This is a genomic window from Hymenobacter segetis (assembly GCF_038448715.1).
In the GTDB taxonomy this organism is placed as follows: domain Bacteria; phylum Bacteroidota; class Bacteroidia; order Cytophagales; family Hymenobacteraceae; genus Hymenobacter; species Hymenobacter segetis.
The window spans coordinates 69,910-92,685 of the sequence record NZ_JBCEVZ010000002.1; the positions used below are offsets into that span (position 1 = coordinate 69,910).

The following is a 22,776-nucleotide window of genomic DNA, read 5'->3' on the forward strand; positions in this document are numbered from 1 at the left end:
CCGGGCTCAGCCAATAAAATCTACTGCCAGCTGCACCACGCCGGCATCGCGCAGAATGCGGTTGTGGCCCAGGCCGCGCGTGGCGTGTAGCCGGGTACCGGGCCAGGCCGCGGCTATCTGCTGGCCTTCGGCGAAGGGGATGATTTCGTCTTCTTCGTCGTGCAGCACCAGCACTTGCTCGGCCCCAGTGCCCGGGCCCGCGGTGGCCACGGCGAACGAGTCGACCGGCCGGCCGGTGCGGCGCTCGATGTGTTCGGCAAAGCGCCGCACCAAATCGGCGGGCAAATGCAAGAAATCGGCAAACCGCTCGGCCACCGGCCGTGGCCCCAATGGCGCACTGACGAGCACCAGGCGCGGCAACGCTACCCCGGCCGGCAGCCGCACCGGCAGCCCCGCCACCGACGCCGCCCCAAACGAGTGCGCCACAATGGCACGCACCTCCCCGATAGTATCCACCACTGCCTGCACGGCCCCGCCAAAATCGGGGAGCGTGGTGCGCCGGCCGGCCGAAGCCCCGTGTGCCGGGCCATCCAAGGCCACTACGCGGTAGCCGGCCGCCAACAACGGCCCCAACCAGGCCCGCCAGAAGCTGGCCCGGTGCTCCCAGCCATGCACGAGCAGCACGGCGGGCGCGGCAGCCGGCCCCCATTCGTACACAGCAATGGGGCCGGTGGCGGCGGCCACGGTGTGGCGGCGGGCTTCGGCCAAGGCGGGCGCTTCCCAGGCTTTGATGGGCAGGCGGCGCGGCGTGGTGAATACCTGCCAGGCCTGCCGGAAGCCCAGCGCCGGAGCCACTGCCCACAGCGCCCCCAGCTGCCAGCGGAGCCACCGCAGGCCCGCCGGCTCGGGGTAGCGCATGGTCACCACCGGCGGCGCAGCAGGCGTTTCATCAGCACACAAAGAATAAGCGGGCGAATAGGTATTGGTCATGGGAAGCGTGGATTGGTGCAAGCAGAGGCTTTTCCGGTAGCAAGTGATGGATGGAAATAACTGCGGGTCAAGTGGCAGAAAAAGCCTTCCCGCTAAGGCAGCAGCTCCAGCCGAAGCTGGCCCACTATCACCTGAAAGGGCGTTTCGTCGTGCACGCGGGCCACTTGCAGCGCCCCGGCCAGGGTGGTGAGCACCTGCGCCGCCTTGGCCGCCGGGCTGCCCACGAAGCGCAGAGTGCCCGTGGCCCGGCCCACGGCCAGCACCTGGGCCAGCCACTCGGTCAGCTCGCGGTTGAAGGTGCGGAGCTCGGCCTGCATGGGCGCGGGCAGGGTCCGGAAATCGGCGGCCAGCGCGCCGAACAGGCACACGCGGCGCTCGTGGCCGAGGTGCGTGTCATACACCGCCAGCAGGGCTTCGAACTGGGCGGCCGGCGGCAGGTCGGCTACGCGGGGCAGGTCGCGCCACTTGCGCAGGCGGCGTAGCTGCCGGGCCACAATGGCCGTACCCAGGTCGTCCTTGCTCGGGTAGTGATAATGAATAGCCGCCGGTTTCACCCCCAATTCCTTGGCCAAATGCTGGTAGCTGAAGGCGTTGAAGCCGCGCTCCAGCAGCAGCTCTTCCGCCAGGTCGAGGATGCGAGTGCGGGTATCGGGAGGCAGCGTAGGGGTTGGAGGCGGCGTTAGCATGGTGGGACAAATATACAATTTCTTTACTTACTAACTAGTAAGTAAGTGTTAATTTATTGGTTTTTGAACAAAAAAATCCCCGCCTGAATTGGGCGGGGATGCTTGTATAAATTGGTTTTGCGCCGGCTTATTCGTCGTCCGAAGGTTGCCCCAGCGCATCCACGGCGGCCTGCACGGCTTCGGCGCGGTAGGCGGGCGCGGTACCGGGGGCTTTCAGGAGGCGCAGCAGGCGATGGTATTTCTGGCGGCCCTCGGCCAGCATCTGCTCGCTCACTTCGATGGTGAACACGCCGAAGGGCTCATTTTTTTGCACCCCTACTAATAGGAACCGTTCGGCGCTGAGGGCATCGGTGTAGAAAGCGGCCTGCCGGTCGTAGTCATAGGCCGAGCACTGCCAGAGGAAATGGTCGGCGTCGCGGGCGCTGGTGGTTTTGAAGTCGATGATGGTGAACGGCTCGTCGGGGTGGGCCACCACGAGGTCGGCCCGCAGCTTGCAGAGCGTATCAGTGGCGGGCTCGGTGAAGAGCACGCTCACTTCGGGAGTGCCGCGCTCCAGCAGCCCGGCCAGGTGGGTGTTGAGTTTCACGCCTTCCACCAGCCACCACACCAGCGTATCGTTCAGACCAGGCAGGCCGGCCACGTAGTCGGCGGGCTCCAGCAGGGCGGTGTGGAAGGCCGTGCCGAAGTTCAGCGCGCCTTCGTTGGCACTGGTTTGGGGGCGGGGCGCGCGGCCATCGAGGGCATCGCGCAGGCGCGAGAGGTCGGAATTGGCAATGGCCGGCAAGGCGCGGTAGGTATCGTAGTCGAGGCGCAGCAGGTCGGGCCGGCGGAAGTCAGGGGCAGATTTGGGCACAGGATTCGGGATGGGTCGAAAAGGTAACAGGAAATTCCGCGAAATGGCTTCACCGACCGGCAATTTTGCTTGGCCATCAGCGCTGGTGCGTCGGCTTACGTACCCTTGAAACCGGCGGTTATTTCCGACCTGTTGGCGGCACCTTCTCCCCTCTTAACGTTATGGCTTCCTGGATTCCCTACGCCCTGCTTTCGGCCCTGTTTGCGGCCCTCACCGCCATTTTTGCCAAAATCGGCATCAAGGGCGTCGACTCGGATTTGGCCACGGCCATCCGCACGGTGGTGATTTTGCTGCTGGCCTGGGGCATTGCCATTGCGCGGGGGGCCACGGCTGGGCTGCCAGCCCTCACGGGGCGCACGTGGCTGTTTCTGGTGCTGTCGGGGGTGGCTACCGGAGCGTCGTGGCTATGCTACTTCCGCGCCCTGAAGCTGGGGCCAGTGGCAAAGGTGGCCCCGGTCGACAAGTTGAGCGTGGCGCTGTCGCTGCTGCTGGCAGTAGCGTTTCTGGGCGAAACCATCAGCCTGAAAGGGGCGCTGGGCGCGGGGTTGATTCTAGCCGGAACAGTAGTTCTGGTATGGGCCTGAGCCAGCAAGAAATGGCCTAAGGACGCAGCCAATCCATCGGATTTTAGTGACTTTTATAGTCATATAATATAAATAAATAAAGTATTTTTATTATATAAACACAACCGTAGCGATTCCCCAAATACCGAACACTGCGTTCAGGGCGCACCAAGCGCTATCGATTTCAGATACGCTCAACGCGTAGCTCACCTGATTATTTCGATGTAAAAATCTCATTAACAATATTTTGTACACACAAAAAATTTTCATAAATGCTGATAATTCATTCGAATGAAGACCCGGGCTAAGCTTTTAGCAAAATTGTATTTTTTATATTATATTTTTTATTTATCATTGATTTGCGTATATTTAGTAGTGTCTTGAAGTTCATCACACGCTTTTCTTATGCGCCATGAAAAATTTATTACTTGTAACACTGATTGTCAGTGGATTATTTTCAGGAGTACCGATACTGGCAATGGCCCAATGCGTGTATCGAGTATCTCAGGACGGCTCCTTAAGTGACCCTAACACTTTTGCAGCACAAAGCACGGGCTCGGGCTGCCCGGCCCTGCCAACGCCGGGAAGCAACGCCAGAATCGTTATTGGCAACCATAACGTGACGCTATCAAGTGCCTACTCGGTGGGCAATGGGGGAAGCATTTCGGTGGATGATGGGGTGCTAACCATTCTCAACGGCGGCTCCATTAGCGTAGCGGTAGGCGGCACCATCACCGTATCGAGCCGGGCAGCGCTTAATGTGTCCAATGGGGGCACTATTGATGGCAATGCTGCTTTCACCCTGGGCGACGGCACCAGCTCGCTAAGGGCGACCAACCTCATCGTAGGCGCGGGTAGCAGTGTCCGGGTCGACAAAATGACCGTTGACAAAGCGACCGTAAGCATTGCTGCCGGTGGCTCGCTCACTACTGTCTGCAACCTAATTCTGCTCAGCTCCAACATTGTTTCCGACGGTGCCGTGAATATTGGTGGCAACCTCGACCTATCCGTGGGCGGCGCGAATAATACCCTGTGCGGCAGCAGCAACAAATTCTCCGGCTCCCTGACAGTGGCCGGGTGCGTGTATGGGGGCAATGGGGCCACTACGCACTTATTGAATAACTGCGCAGCGGCGGCCATATCGGTCTGCGTAAAACGCACGCCTTCGGCTGGGTGCGGGGCGGCGCTGGCAGCGGCCAATACCAACGAGGCCAATTGCGATGCGGAAGCGCCCAGCATCCGTTGCACAGCCCTTCCGGTTGAACTGACGCTTTTCAACGCGCAGGTTCTGGAGAACCAGCAGGTGGACCTGAACTGGGTTACGGCATCGGAAAAAAACAGCCGTGCCTTTGTAGTAGAACGCTCGTCGGACGGCAAAGTCTTCCGTGAGCTGAGTTCCGTAGCTGCCGCCGGCACCACCCAGTACCAGACCACATACCATACTACTGACGAGCGGCCGCTACCGGCCACGAGCTATTACCGCCTGCGGCAGATAGATTTGGACGGCACCTATTCCTTCTCGCCGGTGCGGGCCGTGAAGGTAGACCGTTTGGGCAGCAGCCTGGCCGTGTACCCGGGCCGCGCAGCCCAGGAATGGGTGGTCAGCACTTCGCTACCCGCCGAAACCCTGGCGCAGGGCCCCGCCACCGTGCGGGTATTCGATGCGCTGGGGCGCCTGCTGCCAGTGCCCTGCGCTGCCGATGCGGCCCGGCCCGGCCAGTGGGTACTGAGCCTCCGCTCGCTGCCCACGGGTGTATACGTGGTGCGGCTGATTACCGCGGCGGGTTCGTTTAGCCAACGCATTTCGCAATAGCTATCCAGCAATTGACCAGAAAATAGGCCGTTTGAGCTTTCGGGCGAGAACGGCCTTTAGGCTTTGGCCCAGCGCCACGTCAGCGACAAGTTGAAGACCCGGCCTTCCACGGGTGCCCACAGCTCGCGGAAGACCGGGTTATCGAACGGGGCCAGCACCACTTTTTCCTGGCGCGTTTGGCGATAGTCAAGCAGGTTTTCGCCATTCAGCGCCAACGTGAAATTGCCCGCGTGGTAGCGCAGCAGCGCGGCAAACAGCGGGTAGCCGGGCGTGGGGCGGCCATTGGTCAGGTATTGCTGGCCAATGTAGGAAGCCTCAAGGCCGGCACTGAACGCATCCGTGAATTCAACCAGTCCCACCGCCGCAAACTTGTGCCGGGCGGCCAGCGGCAGGTGCGGGTTGGCAGCATCGTACTGCCGGCGGGCATCGGTGAACACGTAACCCAGGTAAAGCTCAGTTTCATCGGCCCGCAGGCGCACGTAGGTTTCGAGGCCGCGCGTGGAGAGCGGGGCGGCCGCATTTTGCCAGCTGAGGTAGTTGGCCTGAAAGGGCCCGGTAAAACCCAGCCCACTCAACACCAACGGATTGCTGAGGTGTGTATAGAAAAACGACTGGTTCAAGCTCAGCACCAGTGGCTCATCTCCTCCCTCAAATGTGTGCTGGTAGTTCACGTCGCCGTTCAGGCCAAAAGAGGTTTCGGCGCTCACGCCTTGCAGGGCCTTCACGAGGGGGTAATCCCGCTCGTCGAGGCTATTGATGTAGGGCACCGGGGCGCGGTAGCCCAGGCCGCTGCTGAGGCGGGCCGTAACGGCCGCACTGGCCCGGTACAGCAGTGCGAGGCGCGGCAGCAGGAAACTGCCATACTGATTGTGGTGGTCGAGGCGCAAACCGGCTTGCAGGCTCAGACGAGGCAGCACGCGCCAGTCGTCCTGCGCAAACGCGCCCAGCGTGTGGTAAGTATAGGGGCTGCGCAGCGGCGTAGCGCTGCGGTTGAAGGACGCCAGCTGCTCGCCGTTGGCGTTCAGGCCCACTACCAGGGTGTGGCGCGGGCCGGCCGCGTGCAGATAGCTGGCCTCCGTATAATAGGTGGTTTGGTAGGCGGTGAAGGCATCGGAATTGGTATTCACATCGCGCACAAAATCCGTGATGGTACCCTTGACGGTGAGGCGGCCGCCGGCCAGCTCGTCGTTGGTGTAAAGCAGGTCGGCGGTATTGCGCAGGCTGGTGTTGTCGACGTAGAATACGTGGCCGCCCACGGGGTCGAAGCCTTTTTTGAGAACTTCCAAATCGCCGGCCCGGCGGCTTTCCAGGGTGCCGGTGTAGCCCAGCGCCACCTGGCTGTGGGCATTGGGGTAGAAAAACAGGCGCGGATGCAGGTTGAGATTGCGCACGCGGGGCACGTCCACGAAGCCGTCGCCGTCCACGTCCTTTTCCTTCTGATTGACGAGCCCCACAAAGGCCGAATAGCCCCAGCGCCGCCCCCGCCGGGCCGCGAAACCGTTCAAATCCGTCTCGCGCAAAGTGGTCTGGTTGAGGCTGGCGGCGTACTGCGGCGTGCCCAGCGTGGGCGTTTTGCTCACTAGGTTCACCAGCCCGGCAATGGCCCCACCACCGTACAGCGTCGAGTTCGAGCCCTTAATTAATTCCACTTGGCGCAAATCGAGCGGCGGCACCGTGAGCAGCCCGAATGAGCCCGCAAAACCGCCGTAGAGCGGCACGCCGTCGCGCAAAATCTGCGTGTACTGGCCCGGCAGGCCTTGCAGGCGCAAATCCAGATTGCCGGTGGTGGGCGAAGTAGGCTGAATCTGCGTCCCCGCGATGTCGCCAAACAAGCTGGCGATGCTGGCCGGCTTGATGCTGCTTTCCTCCTCCATTTCCTCGGCCCCCAGCACCTCCACCCGCGTAGGCAGGTCGTCGATGCGCGAATTGGTACGGGTGGCCGTCACCAGCACTTCTTCGCTTAGTGTGTCGCGCAACATAACCGGCGGGGCCGGATGCTGGGCCCACGCCAATTTTGGCAGCAGCCCGCCCATCACTCCCAGAAGAAAAACGCGGCCGGCACAAGGCCAATAACGAAAGGGCATAGAAAAACTCGTAGTTACTTAGCCTGTAAAAGTACAGGGTAGCAACAGCTAATTCCCAATCTAATAAAGTCTTGCAAGCAACCGCTTTCTACTTCCCAAACAGCTCGCTGCCCTCCTGCCACTGCCGCACTTTGGCCGTAATTTCGGCCAGCCCCAGGTTGTGAATGCTGCCTAAGTGCGTGGTCTGAAACTCACGGTGCGGCACGTAGCTGCCGTCTTCCACGGCCCGCCCCACCTGCTGGTACGCATCCCGGAACGGCACGCCGGCAATAATAAGCTGGTTAATATTTTCGACCGAGAAAATCGGGTCGTATTTCGCCTGCTCAATTACACCGGGCTTAATCTTGATTTCGGGCAGCGCAAACAGCAGCATGTCCAGCAAATCGGCAAACTGCATCATCGGCCCAAACAGCAGCTCTTTCAGCAACTGGAAGTCGCGGTGGTAGCCGCTGGGCAGGTTGCTGGTGGCCAGCATAATATCATTGGGCAGGGCCTGGAGGCGGTTGGCGTGGCCGCGCACCAGCTCAAACACGTCGGGGTTTTTCTTGTGCGGCATGATGCTGGAGCCCGTCGTGAACTCCTTCGGCAGCGTCACAAAGCCCAAATCCTGGCTGTTGTACATCACCAAATCATACGCCAGCTTGCCCAGCGTACCCGCCGCGCCGGCGATGGCAAAGGCCAGCGTTTTCTCGGTTTTGCCGCGCAGCATCTGCGCGCCCACGCTGCTCACCGCCACGCTGCCGAACCCCATTTCCCGGGTCGTCATCTCGCGGTCAATCGGGAAGCTGCTGCCGAAGCCCGCGCCCGAGCCCAGCGGGTTCTGGTCGGCCACCTTATGCGCTGCCTCAAACAGGGCCAAATCCAGCAGCAAATGCTCGGCATATGCCGAAAACCACAGCCCGAAGCTGCTCGGCATGGCTGCCTGAAAGTGCGTGTAGCCCGGCAGTAGGTCATTTTTGTGCGCCTCGGCCTTTTGCAGCAGCACCTCCGTCAGCGCCAGCATTTTGGCCGAAATCTGCTCGGTATAGTCCTTCAGAAAAAGCTGAATGGCCGTCAAAACCTGGTCATTGCGCGAGCGCGCCGTGTGGATTTTTTTGCCCGCGTCGCCAAATTTTTCCGTCAGGTAAGACTCTATTTTGGAGTGCACATCCTCAAAATCCTCCTCAATCTGAAAAGTACCCGCCGCCACCTGCGCCAACAGTTCATCCAGGCCGGTAATCAGCTGCTGCCGTTCTGCTTCCGAAATCAGCCCCACTTTGGCCAGCATATTGGCCTGGGCTTTCGAGGCCCGCATATCGAACGGCGCGAGGTACATATCCAGCACCCGGTCCTGGCCCACGGTGAATTTTTCGATGGTATCGTTGACCGAAAATCCTTTTTCCCAAATTTTCATAGCGTACTCCGGTAATTAAAATCTAAAATCAGTCAGCAACTCAATGTAATCCCGAATACCCGCTCGTATTTCACTCACGAGAATAAATTCATCCGGCGTATGCGAGCGGGCACTTTCGCCCGGCCCCATTTTTAGGGTTTCAAACGGCATCATCGACTGGTCCGACAGCGTGGGAGAGCCATAAATTGTCTTCCCCATTGCCACGCCTTTCCTAATTAACGGATGATTTTCGCTGATGCGCGAGGAATTTAAATGCGTGGAGCGCGGCACAATTTCCGACTGCAATTTCGAACGCAAAAAATCAACTATTTCCTGGTTTTGGTACAGCTCGTTTGTCCGCACGTCAACTACAAATTGGCAGCGGTCGGGCACCACATTGTGCTGCGTGCCGGCGCTTATCTGGGTCACTGTCATCTTCACCGGCCCCAGCAGCGGCGACACCTCCGGAAACTGGAACTGCCGCAGCCACTGAATATCATCCACTGCCTTGTAAAGGGCATTTTCGCCTTCCTCACGGGCAGCATGGCCAGTTTTGCCGTGGGCAGTAGCATCCAGCACAATCAAGCCTTTTTCGGCGATTGCCAGATTCATTCCCGTAGGCTCGCCCACAATTCCCAAATCTATTTTACCAAATTCCGGCAGCACGCTTCGGATTCCATTCGCACCTGAAACTTCTTCTTCTGCCGTAATCGCGCAAATCAAATTAAACGCATTCGCTTTACCCTGAAAATACAGGAACGCAGCCAGCAAACTAACCGCCGAAGCTCCCGCATCATTACTCCCTAAGCCAGTCAATTTATCGCCTTCCAGCACCGCACCAAATGGGTCGTAATTCCACCCGGCACCGGCTTTCACAGTGTCGTGGTGAGAGTTGAGCAGAATCGTCGGTTTATCAGCATCAAAATGCGAGGAAACGGCCCACACGTTATTCTGTTGGCGTTGCGCGGCTATACCATGAGCTATCAGAAACTCCTGAATCAACGTCGCCGTCCCGGCTTCTTCCCTCGAAAATGAAGGCGTTTTAATTAACCGGATTAATAAATCAACGGCATCATTGCTCAGCTGCTCTACTAATTCAGACATAGCGTCGTTTTCAATACTTCATTGATATACAGTGCGTGCTCGATAATGACTTTATCAACGCCAAACTGCAAGGCATCGAACGCATTTTCGAGTTTCGGCAGCATCCCATCGGCAATAATTCCGCTTTCCTTTAATTCGGCATAATCTGCCAGATTAATTTTAGCAATTACTGATTTATCGTCAGTCACATCCGTTAGCACACCTCTTTTCTCGAAGCAAAAATGCAGCGCCACCGCATATTTAGCACTCAACGCTTTGGCTACAGATGCCGCAATAGTATCAGCATTCGTATTTAATAATTGCCCGTGGCCATCGTGGTTAATCGCGCAGAAAACCGGCGTCAAACCCATCTCCAGGAACTGATGAATCAGCGTCGAATTAACACTGGCCTCGCTCAAATCGCCCACGAAGCCATAGTCCACATCGCGCACGGGGCGTTTCGTGGCCTGAATCACATTGCCATCGGCTCCGCTGAGGCCCAGAGCGTTGACATCCCGGCTTTGCAGCGCGGCCACCAGCTGTTTGTTGGTTTTGCCCGCGTAAAACATGGTTACAATTTCCAGCGTCGCGGCATCTGTGATTCGGCGGCCATTTATCATGCGCGGCGCAATGCCCAGATTGGCCATCATTTCGCTGGCTCCTTTTCCGCCGCCATGTACGAGGATTTTGGGTCCGCTTACTTCGGAAAATAGCCGCACGAATTCCAGCAAGTCAGCCTCGCTGTCAATTATACCACCGCCTATTTTAAATATTTTTAACTCGGGCTTCATCACTGCTTCACATACGCGCAAACCCAGGAGTAGGGCCAGCGCTATTTCAAAAAAACCACGGAAAATGTTGCAGGCAAAAGTAGGGGCTTTTACCTTTGCGGCAGAATTGAACCACTTGGTTCGCTGCTTCGTTAAAGCGCCGAATCAACTTAGTTTCCGCCATGCCCCTCCCCGTTTCCACGTCTTCGATGCTCGCTCTGGCCAATCGGCCAGCGGTGGCCGGCGTGTGCCAAACGACGTGCGCTCTGGTGCGACGACCCTAGCGGCTTCAGCAGCCGCATGTTGGCCCCTTGGCCAGCCCCTATTGAGCCGGGCTAGTATCCGCTCAACCTACAGACAGGTTTGGGCTTTAGCAGGAATTCCACGTATAAACTACGAACGGATTTTCCGGACAGCCACGCATCTATCCCTAAGTATCTTATAATCAATGACAATTCGGGTTGCAACGGAAGCGGACGCTCAGTACGCTGAACAATTATGCCAATGGTACGTCGAGTCGGCCAAAACGCGCGGGACGGGTATCGCCAAGCGTGAGCCAGCCTACGTGGCCAAAAAAATGGCCAGTGGCGACGGCATCATTGCTTTCGTTGATGGCGAGTTGGCGGGCTTTTGCTATATCGAAACCTTTGATGACAAGACCTTTGTCGTCAACTCGGGTCTGATTGTGAACGCTGAAATCCGCAAGGGTGGCGTGGGCCGGGCCATCAAGCAGGCCGTATTTGACCTGTCGCGCACCAAGTACCCGCAGGCCAAGATTTTCGGCATCACAACCAGCCTGGCCGTGATGAAAATCAACACGGACCTGGGCTATGAGCCCGTTACTTTCTCGGAGCTCACGACCAGCGAAGACTTCTGGAAAGGCTGCAAAAGCTGCAAAAACTACAGCATCCTGATGGAGAACGAGCGCAAAATGTGCCTCTGTACCGGCATGCTTTACGATACGCCCGAGAAGCAGTTGGTACAGGTCCAGGTTCCTGATTTTGCCGCCCTCACTCCTACTCTGCCCCTGCCCCAAAACCCCGCTACTGAAACCGATTCTGCACTGTAATAATGAAGAAAAAAGCCATTCTCGCCTATAGCGGCGGCCTCGACACCTCGTTTTGCGCCGTGTATTTGTCGCGCGACCTTGATTTGGAAGTGCACACGGTAATCGTCAATTCCGGCGGCTTTACGGCCGAGGAACTGGCCGCCATCGAGAAGCGCGCCTACGAATTGGGTTCGGTGAAGCACGAGGTGATTGACGTGACCACGCGTTTCTACCACGACTGCCTGCGCTACCTGCTGTTCGGCAACGTGCTGAAAAACGACACCTACCCGCTGAGCGTCAGCGCCGAGCGCATGTTCCAGTCACTGGCCATTGCCGAATACGCCCGCGCCAACGAAGCCGATTACATCGTGCACGGCAGCACCGGTGCCGGCAACGACCAGGTGCGTTTCGACGTGGCTTTTTCGGTTATTGCCCCCAAAACGGAGATTCTGACGCCCATCCGCGACCTGAAACTCTCGCGCCAGGCCGAGATTGAATACCTGCAAAAACAGGGATTCGAAATGAGCTGGGAAAAGGCAAAATATTCCATCAATAAAGGCATCTGGGGCACCAGCGTGGGCGGCGTCGAAACGCTGACTTCGCACGAAGCCCTGCCCGAAAGCGCATACCCCTCGCAATTGCAGCGGCAGGATTCGGAACGCGTGGAAATCACCTTCGAAAAAGGCGAGCCGGTGGCCCTGAATGGTGAAACGCTGGAACCGGTGGCCCTGATTCAGAAGCTGAACGAGTTGGGCTCGGCCTTCGCCATCGGCCGCGACATACATGTGGGCGATACCATTCTGGGCATCAAGGGCCGCGTGGGTTTCGAGGCCCCCGCGCCGCTTATTCTTATCAAAGCACACCACTTGCTGGAAAAGCACACCAGCACCCGCTGGCAGCTGCTGCACAAGGATTACATCGCCAATTGGTACGGCACCTTGCTCCATGAAGCTCAATACCTCGACCCGGTTATGCGCGACATGGAAGCCTTCTTGGAATCGTCTCAGAACCACGTTTCGGGCAAGGTGTTCGTGCAGCTCAAGCCTTATCAATTCGACCTGCTCGGCATCGAGTCCAAGTATGATATGATGCAGTCGAAAGTGGCGACCTACGGCGAGGAAAACAACGCCTGGGATGCCCGCGACGCCCGTGGTTTCATCAAGATTTTCGGCAACCAGCTGAAAATTAGCGCCAGCCTGCACGATGAAAATTAAGGCCGGCATCGTGGGCGGGGCCGGCTACACGGCCGGCGAGCTCATCCGCATTCTGCTGCACCACGAGTTCGTGGAATTGGGCGGCATTGTCAGCTCCTCGAACGCGGGCAACCCCGTGCACCAAGTGCACGACGATTTGGTGGGCGAAACCGACTTGGCTTTCACATCGGAGCTAGCCGGCGATGAAGACGTAGTGTTTCTGTGCCTGGGCCACGGCAATTCTAAAGCCTGGCTGCAAAAAAACTCCCTGCCAGAAACCACGCACATCATCGACCTGAGCAACGATTTCCGCCTGAACGCGGATACCGAGTTCGAAGGCCGCGAGTTCGTGTACGGCCTGCCCGAGTTGAACAAAAGCCGCATCCAGCAGGCCCAGAGCATTGCCAATCCCGGCTGCTTCGCCACAGCCATCCAGTTGGCACTGCTGCCGCTGGCCAAGGCCGGCAAGCTCACTGACGACATCCACGTCTCCGCTATCACCGGCTCGACCGGCGCGGGCCAGAGCCTGTCGGAAACGGTGCATTTCTCGTGGCGCACCAACAACGTGTCCATCTACAAGCCCTTCACGCACCAGCACCTCGGCGAAATCGGCGAGAGCCTGGTGCAACTGCAGCCGCAGTCGGAAGCCGAGATTCATTTCATCCCATACCGCGGCAATTTCTCGCGGGGCATTTTCGCCAGCGTCTACACGCCCTCGGATTTAACGCAGGACGAGGCGCGGGAACTTTATAAGCAATTTTATGCTGACGCACCGTTTACCACGGTTTCGGATAAGGAAATTCACCTCAAGCAGGTGGTGAATACCAACAAATGCTTGCTGCACGTGCAGAAGCAAGGCAAGCAACTGCTCATTACCTCGGTTATTGATAATCTGGTAAAGGGCGCTTCGGGCCAGGCAGTGCAGAATATGAACCTGATTTTTGGCCTGCCCGAAACAACAGGCCTCAACCTCAAATCGGTGCTTTTCTAATGGAGCTTTTCAACGTTTATCCGCTCGTCAACATCACGCCAGTAAAGGCGCTCGGCGCCAAGCTGTGGGACGACCAGGGCCAGGAATACCTGGATTTCTACGGCGGCCACGCCGTTATTTCCATCGGCCACAGCCACCCGCATTACGTGCAGCGCCTCACCGAGCAACTGCAAAACATCGGCTTCTATTCCAACTCGGTGCAGATTCCGATTCAGACGCAGCTGGCGCACAAGCTGGGCCAGGTATCGGGCTACGAGGACTACGCACTGTTTCTGTGCAACTCGGGGGCCGAGGCCAACGAGAATGCGCTGAAGCTGGCCTCCTTCCACACCGGCAAAACCCGCGTGGTGGCGTTTAAAGGTGCGTTTCACGGCCGCACCTCGGGTGCGGTGGCCGCCACGGATAACCCGAAAATCGTCGCGCCCTTCAACGCGGGCCACGCTATCAGCTTCCTGGAATACGACTTGGCGGCGGTAAAAACCACGCTTCAAGGCGGCGACGTGTGCGCCGTCATCATCGAGCCAATTCAGGGCGTGGGCGGCATCATCATGCCTTCCGATGAGTTCCTGCAGGGGCTGGCGACGCTGTGCAAGCAGTACGGCGTCATCCTGATTGCCGATGAGGTGCAGAGCGGCTACGGCCGTAGCGGCAAGTTTTTCGCCCACCAGCACGCCGGCATCAGGCCCGATATCATTTCCGTGGCCAAGGGCATGGGCAACGGCTTCCCCATCGGCGGCATCCTGATTGCGCCGGAGCTGAAAGCCTCCTACGGCCTGCTGGGCACCACCTTCGGCGGCAACCACTTGGCCTGCGCCGCCGCTCTGGCCGTGCTTGAAGTCATTGAGCAGGAAAACCTGCTGGCCCACGCCGCCGAAATGGGCGACTACCTCCGCACCGAGCTGCTGGCCCACGCCGGCGCCGAGGAAATCCGCGGCCGCGGCCTGATGGTGGGCATCAAGTACGACTTCCCCATCAAGGAGGTGCGCGACAAGCTGCTCTTGGAACACCACATTTTCGTGGGCAACGCCTCCGACCCCACCGTACTGCGACTGCTACCACCGCTGAATATCAGCAAGGTAGAGGTCGACCGGTTCCTGCAGGCGCTGTATGCGCTGACGGAAAAATCGGTAGAAATTATCCAACAAGCCTCAGCACTCGACTAATTTTTTTGCTGCGCCGCCGCATCTTTGTGGTGCGAAGTCGAATCTGACTTAGCCACCTGCCCCGATGAAACCTTCAACTATGGTCATCATTATCTGCTGCTGCTTGTCGGTCGGATACGGGCTTTATTTGAAATACTTCGTCGGGGCTTACAACACGTTCAATCGCATAAGCCGGGTGAGCCAAGCTAAAAAAGGCATGACGCGGCAGCAAGTTTTGAATACGCTATCAACGCCTGATTCTACCTATTGGGAAAAATCAAAGGCCGATTCCTTGCTGGTAATGGCCTATCAGCTGCCTGATACCGATGGCAGCATGATACTAGTAAAGCTGCTTAACGACAGCGTACGGTCAGTAAAATATCAACAATAGGAAAACGGCTGAAGCGCTTCGCATTCAGCCGTTTTTTTAATATAAACCCTACCTTGGAAAATACGAAACAGGTCAAACTCATCCTCGAAGACGGCACCGAAATCGAGGGCACTTCCTTCGGCGCGTTCACCTCATCGGCGGGCGAAGTGGTATTCAGCACGGCCATGACCGGCTATCCCGAAAACCTCACCGACCCGTCCTTCGCCGGCCAGATTCTGGTGCTCACCTACCCCATGGTGGGCAACTACGGCGTGCCCGGCGAAGAATTGTACGAGTCGATTTCCACCATTTTCGAGTCCGACAAAATTCACATTGCCGGGCTGGTGGTGAACTATTACTCCGAGGAGCACAGCCACTGGAACGCCGCCAAAAGCCTCGGCGACTGGCTTAAGGAGTACAACATCCCCGGCATTTTCGGCGTCGATACCCGCATGCTCACCAAGAAGCTGCGCGAGAAAGGCGCCATGCTGGGCAAAATCGTGGCCGAAACCGACGTGCCCCTGCACGACCCTAACCTCGACAATCTGGTGGCCCAGGTGAGCCAGCCCGGGGTGCAGCACTATGGCCACGGCAAGTATAAAATCGCACTGGTAGACTGCGGCACCAAAACCAACATCATCCGCTGCTTCCTGGAGCGCGACGTGGAGCTGATTCGGGTGCCCTGGGACTACGATTTCACGACTCTGGACTACGACGGCCTGTTCCTGAGCAACGGCCCCGGCGACCCCAAAATGTGCGAGGCCACCATCGCCCATCTGAAAAAAGCCCTTCAGCAGGACAAGCCAATTTTCGGCATCTGCCTGGGCAGCCAGCTCATGGGCCTGGCCGCGGGCGGCGACACCTTCAAGCTGAAATATGGCCACCGCAGCCACAACCAGCCCGTGAAGCTCACCGGCACGCAGCACTGCTACATCACCAGCCAAAACCACGGCTTCGCAGTAGACACCGCCACGCTGCCCGCTGAGTGGGAAATGTTGTTTGAAAACCTGAATGACGGCACCTGCGAAGGCATCAAGCACAAAACCAAGCCGTTCTTCTCAACGCAATTCCATCCCGAAGCCGCAGGCGGTCCGGAGGATACAGGGTTCCTGTTTGACGACTTTTTGAAAGCGGTGGCGGAGTATAAGGCGAAGTAGAGACGCATAATTGCGTCTTGTCGTTAACGACTTTTAAGCCTGATTCTCCATGAAACTTAAGCAGCTATTGCTTCTCTCGCTGATTGTTTGTTCGGCCTATACTTGTGTAGGTCAAAACACTCGGCATTTGAAAAAAGTAGCCGTCGGCTCTAATTTTTGTTTAGCCGATTCACTAAAGCAAATACTGGCTTCCCTGCAACACAAAGCAGATGCTGTCATGACGTTTCAATACTACTACGACAATGGAGTACCAGAGTCTGCAACAGTATTTTGGCAAGCATCAGGCAAGACCTATTCTAAGTCCCTTCAAAATTGCAAACCGTCCATTTCGGTAAAATATCCACACGCTGATACGCTGTTTTCATTCTATCGAAAACAGCGGATTGCTGACTTACCCAAAATGGAAATTCCAGATAGCGCGCCTTCGCATGGCATGGCGTACTTCATCGGAGTTTATTTTCCAGGAAACACACGCTTTTACAACATTAAAGAATGTCAGCGACATCTCCTCATCTACCCAAATCAAACTGATTTGTTGCCTGGAGAAAAGCTAGTTGAAACCAAAGAAGACCCGCGTAGTATTTGGGTCGATTTATTTGAAAAAGTAACGAAGCAGTAGAGATGTTTCGACTTCGCTGCGCTTCGCTCAACATGACGGGCTTTCTATTCCGCCAGAGCATAAAAAGAACACACCCTTTAGAATGAACAAACCCAACAAAGTTCTCATCCTTGGTTCCGGCGCGCTGAAAATTGGCGAGGCCGGGGAGTTCGATTATTCCGGCTCGCAGGCCCTCAAGGCGCTGAAGGAGGAAGGCATCCGCACCATCCTCATTAACCCCAATATTGCCACCGTGCAGACGTCGGACAACATTGCCGACGACGTGTACTTCCTGCCCGTGACGCCCTACTTCGTGGAGGAAGTCATCAAAAAAGAGCAGCCCGATGGCATTCTGGTGGCCTTCGGCGGCCAGACGGCGCTGAACTGCGCCGTGGCCCTGTACCGCGCCGGCGTGTTCGAGAAGTATAACGTGAAGGTGCTGGGCACGCCCGTGCAGAGCATCATCGACACCGAGGACCGGGATATTTTCAAGGAGAAGCTGGAGCAGATTGGCGTGCTCTCGGCCCGCAGCGTGGCCGTGACGACCATGGACGACGCACTGGCGGCGGCCGAAAAAATCGGTTTCCCCATCATCGTGCGGGCGGCGTTTGCGCTGGGCGGACTGGGCAGCGGCTTCGCCAACAACATAGACGAGCTGCGGGCGCTGGCCCAAAAATCCTTCACTACGTCCGACCAGATTCTGGTGGAAGAATCGCTGAAGGGCTGGAAGGAAGTGGAGTACGAAGTGGTGCGCGATGCTTATGATAACTGCATCACGGTCTGCAACATGGAGAACTTCGACCCCATCGGCATTCATACCGGTGAGAGCATCGTGGTAGCCCCGTCGCAGACGCTGAGCAACCGCGAGTACCACAAGCTGCGCAGCATCGGCATCAAGACCATTCGCCACCTGGGCATCGTGGGCGAGTGCAACATTCAGTACGCGCTGGACCCCGTGTCGGAGGATTACCGCGTGATTGAGGTGAACGCGCGCCTGTCGCGCTCCTCGGCGCTGGCCTCCAAGGCCACGGGCTACCCGCTGGCCTTCGTGGCCGCCAAGCTGAGCCTGGGCTACTCGCTGGCCGAGCTGAAAAACAGCGTGACGCAGACGACTTCGGCCTTCTTCGAGCCGGCGCTCGACTACGTGGTGGTGAAGCTGCCGCGCTGGGATTTGGGCAAGTTTGCGGGCGTTAACCGCCAGATTGGCAGCGCCATGAAGAGCGTAGGCGAGGTCATGGCCATCGGCAAATCCTTCGAGGAAGCCATCCAGAAAGGCCTGCGGATGCTGGACACCGGCAAGCGCGGCTTCGTGGCCAACCGGCCCGAGGACGAGCTGGACAACGCCGCCATCGACCAGCTCCTGAGCGAGCCGAACGAGGAGCGCATCTTCGCCATCAACAGCGCGTTTGAAGCCGGCTACACGCTGGAGCAGGTGCATGAGCTGACTAAGATTGACCACTGGTTTTTGCAGCGTTTGCACACCATTTTCGAGCTGGGCAAGCAGCTGGCCGCCGGTCGTGCGACCGGTATTGATGGCCTGGAAACCAAGCTCCTGCGCGACGTAAAGAAGGCCGGTTTCTCCGACCAGCAGATTGCCGTGAAGCTGTTGGGCGAGGGCGACGTGAAGGCCGACGAGCTACTGGTGCGCGCCCGCCGTAAGGCCTTGGGCGTGCTGCCCGTGGTGAAGCAGATTGACACGCTGGCGGCCGAGTTTCCGGCCAAAACCAACTACCTCTACACCACTTACCACGGCACCGAAAACGACCTGGCGCGCGAAACCGAGAAGTCAGTGGTGGTGCTGGGCTCGGGCGTATACCGCATCGGCTCGTCGGTGGAGTTTGACTGGTGCGGCGTGCAGGCCGTGCAAACGGCAGCGGCTGAGGGCTACAAAACCATCATTATCAACTACAATCCCGAAACCGTTTCGACCGACTACGATGTGTCGGACCGGCTGTATTTCGAGGAGTTGAGCTTCGAGCGGGTGATGGACATCCTGGATTTTGAGCAGCCCGGCGGCGTGATTCTGAGTACTGGCGGCCAGATTCCCAACAACCTCGCCACCCGCCTCGAAGAAGCCCACGCGCCCATCCTAGGCACTTCGGCCGCCCGCATCGACGAGGCCGAGAACCGTCACAAATTCAGCAGCATCATGGACGAGTTGGGCATTGCCCAGCCGCGCTGGAAGGAGCTGACCTCGCTGGCCGCCATGCAGGAGTTCGTGAAGGAAGTTGGTTTTCCGGTGCTCATTCGTCCTAGCTACGTACTGTCGGGCGCGGCCATGAATGTGGTTTCCAACAACTTCGAGCTGGAATTATTTCTGCAAACCGCCGCCGAAGTGAGCGACGAATACCCGGTAGTGGTATCCGAGTTCATCCAGGAAGCCAAGGAGATTGAGCTGGATGCGGTGGCCGACCACGGCGAAATCGTGAGCTACGCCATTTCCGAGCACGTGGAGTTTGCCGGCGTGCACTCTGGCGACGCCACCATGTATTACCCGCCTCAACGGGTGTACGTAGGCACCATCCGCAAGCTGAAAATCATCGCCGAAAAGATTGCCAAGCGCTACGAAATCAGCGGCCCGTTCAACATCCAGTTCCTGGAAAAAAACGGTGTCATCCGCGTGATTGAGTGCAACTTGCGCGCCTCGCGTAGCTACCCCTTCGTGTCGAAAATATCGGGCAACAACCTCATCAAAAAAGCCACGCAAATCCTGCTGGGCAAGAAAGTGGAGCGTGACGAGAGCGAGCGAGTCTACGACCTGCCCTTCGTGGGCGTGAAGGCCCCGCAGTTCTCCTTCACCCGCCTGCCCGGTGCCGACCCGGTGATGCGCGTGGACATGGTGAGCACCGGCGAAGTAGGCTGCCTGGGCGACACCGCCGAGGAGGCCCTGCTGAAATCGATGCTGAGCGTGGGCTACAAAATCCCGCAAAAATCAGTGCTCATTTCCGGCGGCCCCATTAAGTCGAAATTGGCCCTGCTATCGGCCGTGGAGCTACTCGTGAAAAAGGGCTACCAGATTTACGCCACCCAAGGCACGCACCGATTCTTCGCCGAAAACAACGTGCCCAGCAGCCTCCTCTTCTGGCCCGACGACCACGTGGAGCCCAACGTGCTGACGTATTTGAAGGAGAAGAAAATTGACCTGGTTATTAATATCCCCAAAAACCTGTCGAAAGGCGAGTTGGACAACGACTACAAAATCCGCCGCACGGCCGTGGATTTTGGCATCCCGCTGCTAACGAATGCGCGGCTGGCGAAGGCGTTTATCCAAGCCTTCTGCACGCTGGAAATGAAGGACTTGAAGATTAAGAGCTGGAACGAGTATAAGGCGATGTAGCTCAGCAGAATCACAGCAAAAGCAACTTTTATATAGAACGTCATTTTATATAGAACGTCATGCTGAGCGAAGTCGAAGCATCTCTACTGCAGTAGTAAATCAAATTACTTGCGCAGTAGAGATGCTTCGACTTCGCTCAGCATGACGTTCTTTTTGACACTAAACTCCTATGAAAAACTTCACCTCCTTCGCTGATGCGGGCGACTACAAAGCCCTGTTGCAGCAAGCCTTGGATATCAAGGCCAACCCCTACGGCTACCAGCACATTGGGCGCAACAAAACCGTCGGGCTCATTTTCTTCAACCCCAGCCTGCGCACCCGGCTCAGCTCGGTGAAGGCGGCCTACAACCTGGGCGCGCAAGCCTGGGTGCTCAACGCCGGTGCCGACTCCTGGACGCTGGAAATGGCCGACGGCGCGGTGATGAACGGCGGCACCCAGGAACACATCAAGGACGCCATTGCGGTGATGAGCCAGTACTGCGACGTGCTGGGCGTGCGCACCTTCCCCACCCTCAAGGACAAGGCCGAGGACTACGGCGAAGTCGTGTTCAACAAGATTCTGCAATACGCCACCGTGCCCGTCATCAGCCTGGAAAGCGCCACGCTGCACCCCCTGCAGTCGTTCGCCGACCTCATCACGGTAGCCGAAACCAAGCAGAAGGAGCGCGTGAAAGTGGTGCTCACCTGGGCCCCGCACGTGCGCGCCTTGCCCCAGTGCGTGCCCAATTCCTTCTGCGATTGGTTTTCGGAAATCGACTGGATTGATTTCGTCATCACCCACCCCGAGGGCTACGAGCTGGAACCCAAATTCACCAAAGGCGCCCGCATCGAATACGACCAAAAGAAAGCTCTCGAAGGGGCCGACTACGTGCAGGCCAAAAACTGGAGCAGCTACCTCAATTACGGTCAGGTACTCGGGAACGACCCCTCTTGGATGCTCACCCCCGAGCACATGGCCCTCACCGACGGTGCCAAATTCCTGCACTGCCTGCCCGTGCGCCGCAACGTGGAGGTATCCGACGCCGTGCTCGACGCGCCTGGTTCGCTCATCATCCAGGAAGCCGGCAACCGCACTATTTCCATGCAAACCGTGCTGCACGAGCTGCTAAAGTAGCAGGAATGCCTCAGCAAGCGGTAGATATTGTGGAGAAAACGGTTCCCCGCTGCGCGGCAATCTGTTATTAGTCCAAGTAAAGGCCTATGGTTATTAGCTCAACGCTAATGGCTATGGGCCTTTTCGTATCGTTCCCACACGTAGGGAATCCCACACCCCCAAAGCAGCCGCAACTGGACCAACGCCAATGAAAAAGCCCCATCCTGTTTCCAGAATGGGGCTTTTTGCTGTGATCCCGCTGGAATCACATGATATTACTTCAATTTATCTATTAAACCTTCTCAGCAGGCCCTAAAACAACATTATCAGAAGCCGTTTATTATACTTTACCTCCTTTTATTTAAGTTCACGGTCCCACTAGCGGCCCCACTCAAATTTTTACTTACCTTTGATTAGCCCATCAAAAAAGCATGATATCCCCCACCCATGGCCTCTACAAAACTGGTTATCCGCAGCGACCGGAAAAACTTTGATAAGACTACGATTTACGTTCAGTACACTCATAAGAGCGCTAAAAAGAAATTTAGCACTGGTTTCAGTATTGAACCTGAACGCTGGAATAGTGCCGCAGGCAAACCGATTGGTAACACCAAAGAAATACAAGAGTTCTATACCCGGCTACAGGTTATCAAAGGGCGCATAGACAAGATTGCCCAAGCGGCTATCCTAGCTGGCGAGGATCCTTCTTTTGCCCTTGTCGAAGAACGGCTGAAAAAACTCCTTCCTTCCGCTGAACAGACGCCTGAATTGACAAAGTCGGAACAGCACATACAGAAAGACTTTCTCCAGCTGTTCGCAGAATATATTGACGCTACCAGTGCTTCCAAAGCGCACGGAACAGTCAAGCATTATAAGAGCACGTTAAATCATCTTAAAGCATACGCAGCAGCAAGAAGCCTTAATCTGACCTTAGCTCAGCTGGATACCAACTTTTACCACGATTGGGTGAAGTTTCTGACTAAGGAATTAGAGCTAACAAATGGCACCGCTAACAACCAAATCAAACGGGTCAAAGTGGTTATGAGCTATGCGCTAGACAAGGGCCTGACGGAAAATACCACATTCCGGAAGTTTAAGCTCCTAAAGCATACGGAAGCAGATATTACTTACCTAACTCAAAGTGAATTACAAACGCTCTTCGAGGCTGATTTGTCTACTAAGCCAAAATTATCCAAAGTGCGGGACCTGTTCGTCTTAGGGTGCACCACTGGCCTACGCCATTCTGATTTCAGTAAAATACATCCCGAAAGCATTGATAACGACCAACTCGTGTTACGTACTGTCAAAACTGGGGATTGGCTCCGAGTGGATCTGAACCAATACTCTCGCACTATCTTGGAGCGATATCCCGATGGGTTGCCAAAGTTATCCCAACAGAAGCTTAACGAGTATGTAAAAGAACTCGGCCAGTACTGCGGAATCGATAAATCAACGCTTGTGGTACACTATCAAGGCAGCAAACGGATTGAAAAGCGGGTACCGAAATATACCTTACTCTCTTCCCATACTGGACGGCGCACATTTGTGACCCAGAGTTTGGAGCGTGGTATGTCTCTGGAAGTAGTACAGAAGTTTACTACTCATAAGGATATCAAAACATTAATGCGCTATGCAAAGGTAGCCGATGAGCAGAAAAGACAGCAGATGGATAAAGCGTGGGGCTAGACGTTTA

The 22,776-nt window shown here is 56.8% G+C and carries 19 protein-coding genes; 12 read left to right on the forward strand and 7 right to left on the reverse strand.

The features are described from left to right. Positions 1-6 precede the first annotated feature (6 nt). From AAFH49_RS01365 to AAFH49_RS01375, 3 genes are all read right to left on the reverse strand, one after another. Entirely contained in the window at positions 7-930 is a 924-nt protein-coding gene (locus tag AAFH49_RS01365; protein WP_342295412.1) for an alpha/beta fold hydrolase, read from the reverse strand. Between the two features lie 92 nt (positions 931-1,022). Beyond that, positions 1,023-1,616: a TetR/AcrR family transcriptional regulator gene (locus AAFH49_RS01370; RefSeq protein WP_342295413.1), complete on the reverse strand. Its 594-nt coding sequence runs from the start codon at positions 1,614-1,616 to the stop codon at positions 1,023-1,025. Positions 1,617-1,743: 127 nt separating this feature from the next. Next, entirely contained in the window at positions 1,744-2,469 is a 726-nt protein-coding gene (locus AAFH49_RS01375) for a PD-(D/E)XK nuclease-like domain-containing protein (RefSeq protein WP_342295414.1), read from the reverse strand. Between the two features lie 161 nt (positions 2,470-2,630). Here AAFH49_RS01375 and AAFH49_RS01380 point away from each other — a divergent pair, with 161 nt between their 5' ends. Both AAFH49_RS01380 and AAFH49_RS01385 read left to right on the forward strand, forming a co-directional pair. Next, positions 2,631-3,053, forward strand: a complete 423-nt coding sequence (locus AAFH49_RS01380) for an EamA family transporter (protein ID WP_342295416.1) — start codon at positions 2,631-2,633, stop codon at positions 3,051-3,053. Positions 3,054-3,651: 598 nt separating this feature from the next. After that, entirely contained in the window at positions 3,652-4,845 is a 1,194-nt protein-coding gene (locus AAFH49_RS01385) for a T9SS type A sorting domain-containing protein (RefSeq protein ID WP_342295418.1), read from the forward strand. A gap of 56 nt (positions 4,846-4,901) precedes the next feature. On the opposite strand, the gene AAFH49_RS01390 is transcribed toward AAFH49_RS01385, so the two are convergent. From AAFH49_RS01390 to argB, 4 genes are all read right to left on the reverse strand, one after another. Next, a complete protein-coding gene (locus AAFH49_RS01390; protein WP_342295420.1) occupies positions 4,902-6,824 on the reverse strand; it encodes a TonB-dependent receptor plug domain-containing protein in 1,923 nt (640 codons plus the stop codon). Between the two features lie 193 nt (positions 6,825-7,017). After that, positions 7,018-8,322: an argininosuccinate lyase gene (gene argH, locus AAFH49_RS01395; RefSeq protein ID WP_342295421.1), complete on the reverse strand. Its 1,305-nt coding sequence runs from the start codon at positions 8,320-8,322 to the stop codon at positions 7,018-7,020. Between the two features lie 15 nt (positions 8,323-8,337). Next, entirely contained in the window at positions 8,338-9,405 is a 1,068-nt protein-coding gene (locus AAFH49_RS01400; RefSeq protein ID WP_342295422.1) for a M20 family metallo-hydrolase, read from the reverse strand. Continuing rightward, positions 9,393-10,175 (reverse strand): acetylglutamate kinase, encoded by a 783-nt coding sequence (argB, locus tag AAFH49_RS01405; RefSeq protein WP_342295423.1) that lies wholly within the window; start codon positions 10,173-10,175, stop codon positions 9,393-9,395. Before argB ends, AAFH49_RS01400 begins: the two co-directional genes overlap by 13 nt. Positions 10,176-10,602: 427 nt before the next feature. Here argB and AAFH49_RS01410 point away from each other — a divergent pair, with 427 nt between their 5' ends. The 10 genes from AAFH49_RS01410 to AAFH49_RS01455 all read left to right on the forward strand — a co-directional run bounded on the left by AAFH49_RS01410 (position 10,603) and on the right by AAFH49_RS01455 (position 22,769). Then, positions 10,603-11,223 (forward strand): GNAT family N-acetyltransferase, encoded by a 621-nt coding sequence (locus AAFH49_RS01410; RefSeq protein ID WP_342295424.1) that lies wholly within the window; start codon positions 10,603-10,605, stop codon positions 11,221-11,223. A 2-nt stretch (positions 11,224-11,225) separates the two neighbouring features. Further along, complete coding sequence (gene argG, locus AAFH49_RS01415) at positions 11,226-12,416, forward strand: argininosuccinate synthase (RefSeq protein ID WP_342295426.1); 1,191 nt, start codon at positions 11,226-11,228, stop codon at positions 12,414-12,416. Then, complete coding sequence (gene argC, locus AAFH49_RS01420; RefSeq protein ID WP_342295428.1) at positions 12,406-13,386, forward strand: N-acetyl-gamma-glutamyl-phosphate reductase; 981 nt, start codon at positions 12,406-12,408, stop codon at positions 13,384-13,386. The genes argG and argC overlap by 11 nt, the downstream gene beginning before the upstream one ends. Then, the gene (locus AAFH49_RS01425) at positions 13,386-14,549 is read left to right on the forward strand and encodes an aspartate aminotransferase family protein (RefSeq protein WP_342295429.1); all 1,164 of its coding nucleotides are present in this window, start codon (positions 13,386-13,388) and stop codon (positions 14,547-14,549) included. Before argC ends, AAFH49_RS01425 begins: the two co-directional genes overlap by 1 nt. 64 nt (positions 14,550-14,613) lie before the next feature. Continuing rightward, positions 14,614-14,919: a hypothetical protein gene (locus AAFH49_RS01430; RefSeq protein ID WP_342295431.1), complete on the forward strand. Its 306-nt coding sequence runs from the start codon at positions 14,614-14,616 to the stop codon at positions 14,917-14,919. 53 nt (positions 14,920-14,972) lie between these two features. Beyond that, positions 14,973-16,055: a glutamine-hydrolyzing carbamoyl-phosphate synthase small subunit gene (gene carA / locus AAFH49_RS01435; RefSeq protein ID WP_342295433.1), complete on the forward strand. Its 1,083-nt coding sequence runs from the start codon at positions 14,973-14,975 to the stop codon at positions 16,053-16,055. A gap of 49 nt (positions 16,056-16,104) precedes the next feature. Beyond that, a complete protein-coding gene (locus AAFH49_RS01440) occupies positions 16,105-16,674 on the forward strand; it encodes a hypothetical protein (RefSeq protein ID WP_342295435.1) in 570 nt (189 codons plus the stop codon). Between the two features lie 82 nt (positions 16,675-16,756). After that, positions 16,757-19,990 carry a carbamoyl-phosphate synthase (glutamine-hydrolyzing) large subunit gene (carB, locus tag AAFH49_RS01445; protein WP_342295436.1) on the forward strand — a complete coding sequence of 1,078 codons (3,234 nt, stop codon included), beginning with the start codon at positions 16,757-16,759 and terminating at the stop codon, positions 19,988-19,990. Positions 19,991-20,159: 169 nt separating this feature from the next. Beyond that, positions 20,160-21,104, forward strand: a complete 945-nt coding sequence (locus tag AAFH49_RS01450) for a Rossmann-fold NAD(P)-binding domain-containing protein (protein WP_342295438.1) — start codon at positions 20,160-20,162, stop codon at positions 21,102-21,104. A 426-nt stretch (positions 21,105-21,530) separates the two neighbouring features. Further along, a complete protein-coding gene (locus AAFH49_RS01455; RefSeq protein ID WP_342295439.1) occupies positions 21,531-22,769 on the forward strand; it encodes a phage integrase SAM-like domain-containing protein in 1,239 nt (412 codons plus the stop codon). Positions 22,770-22,776: the final 7 nt, after the last annotated feature.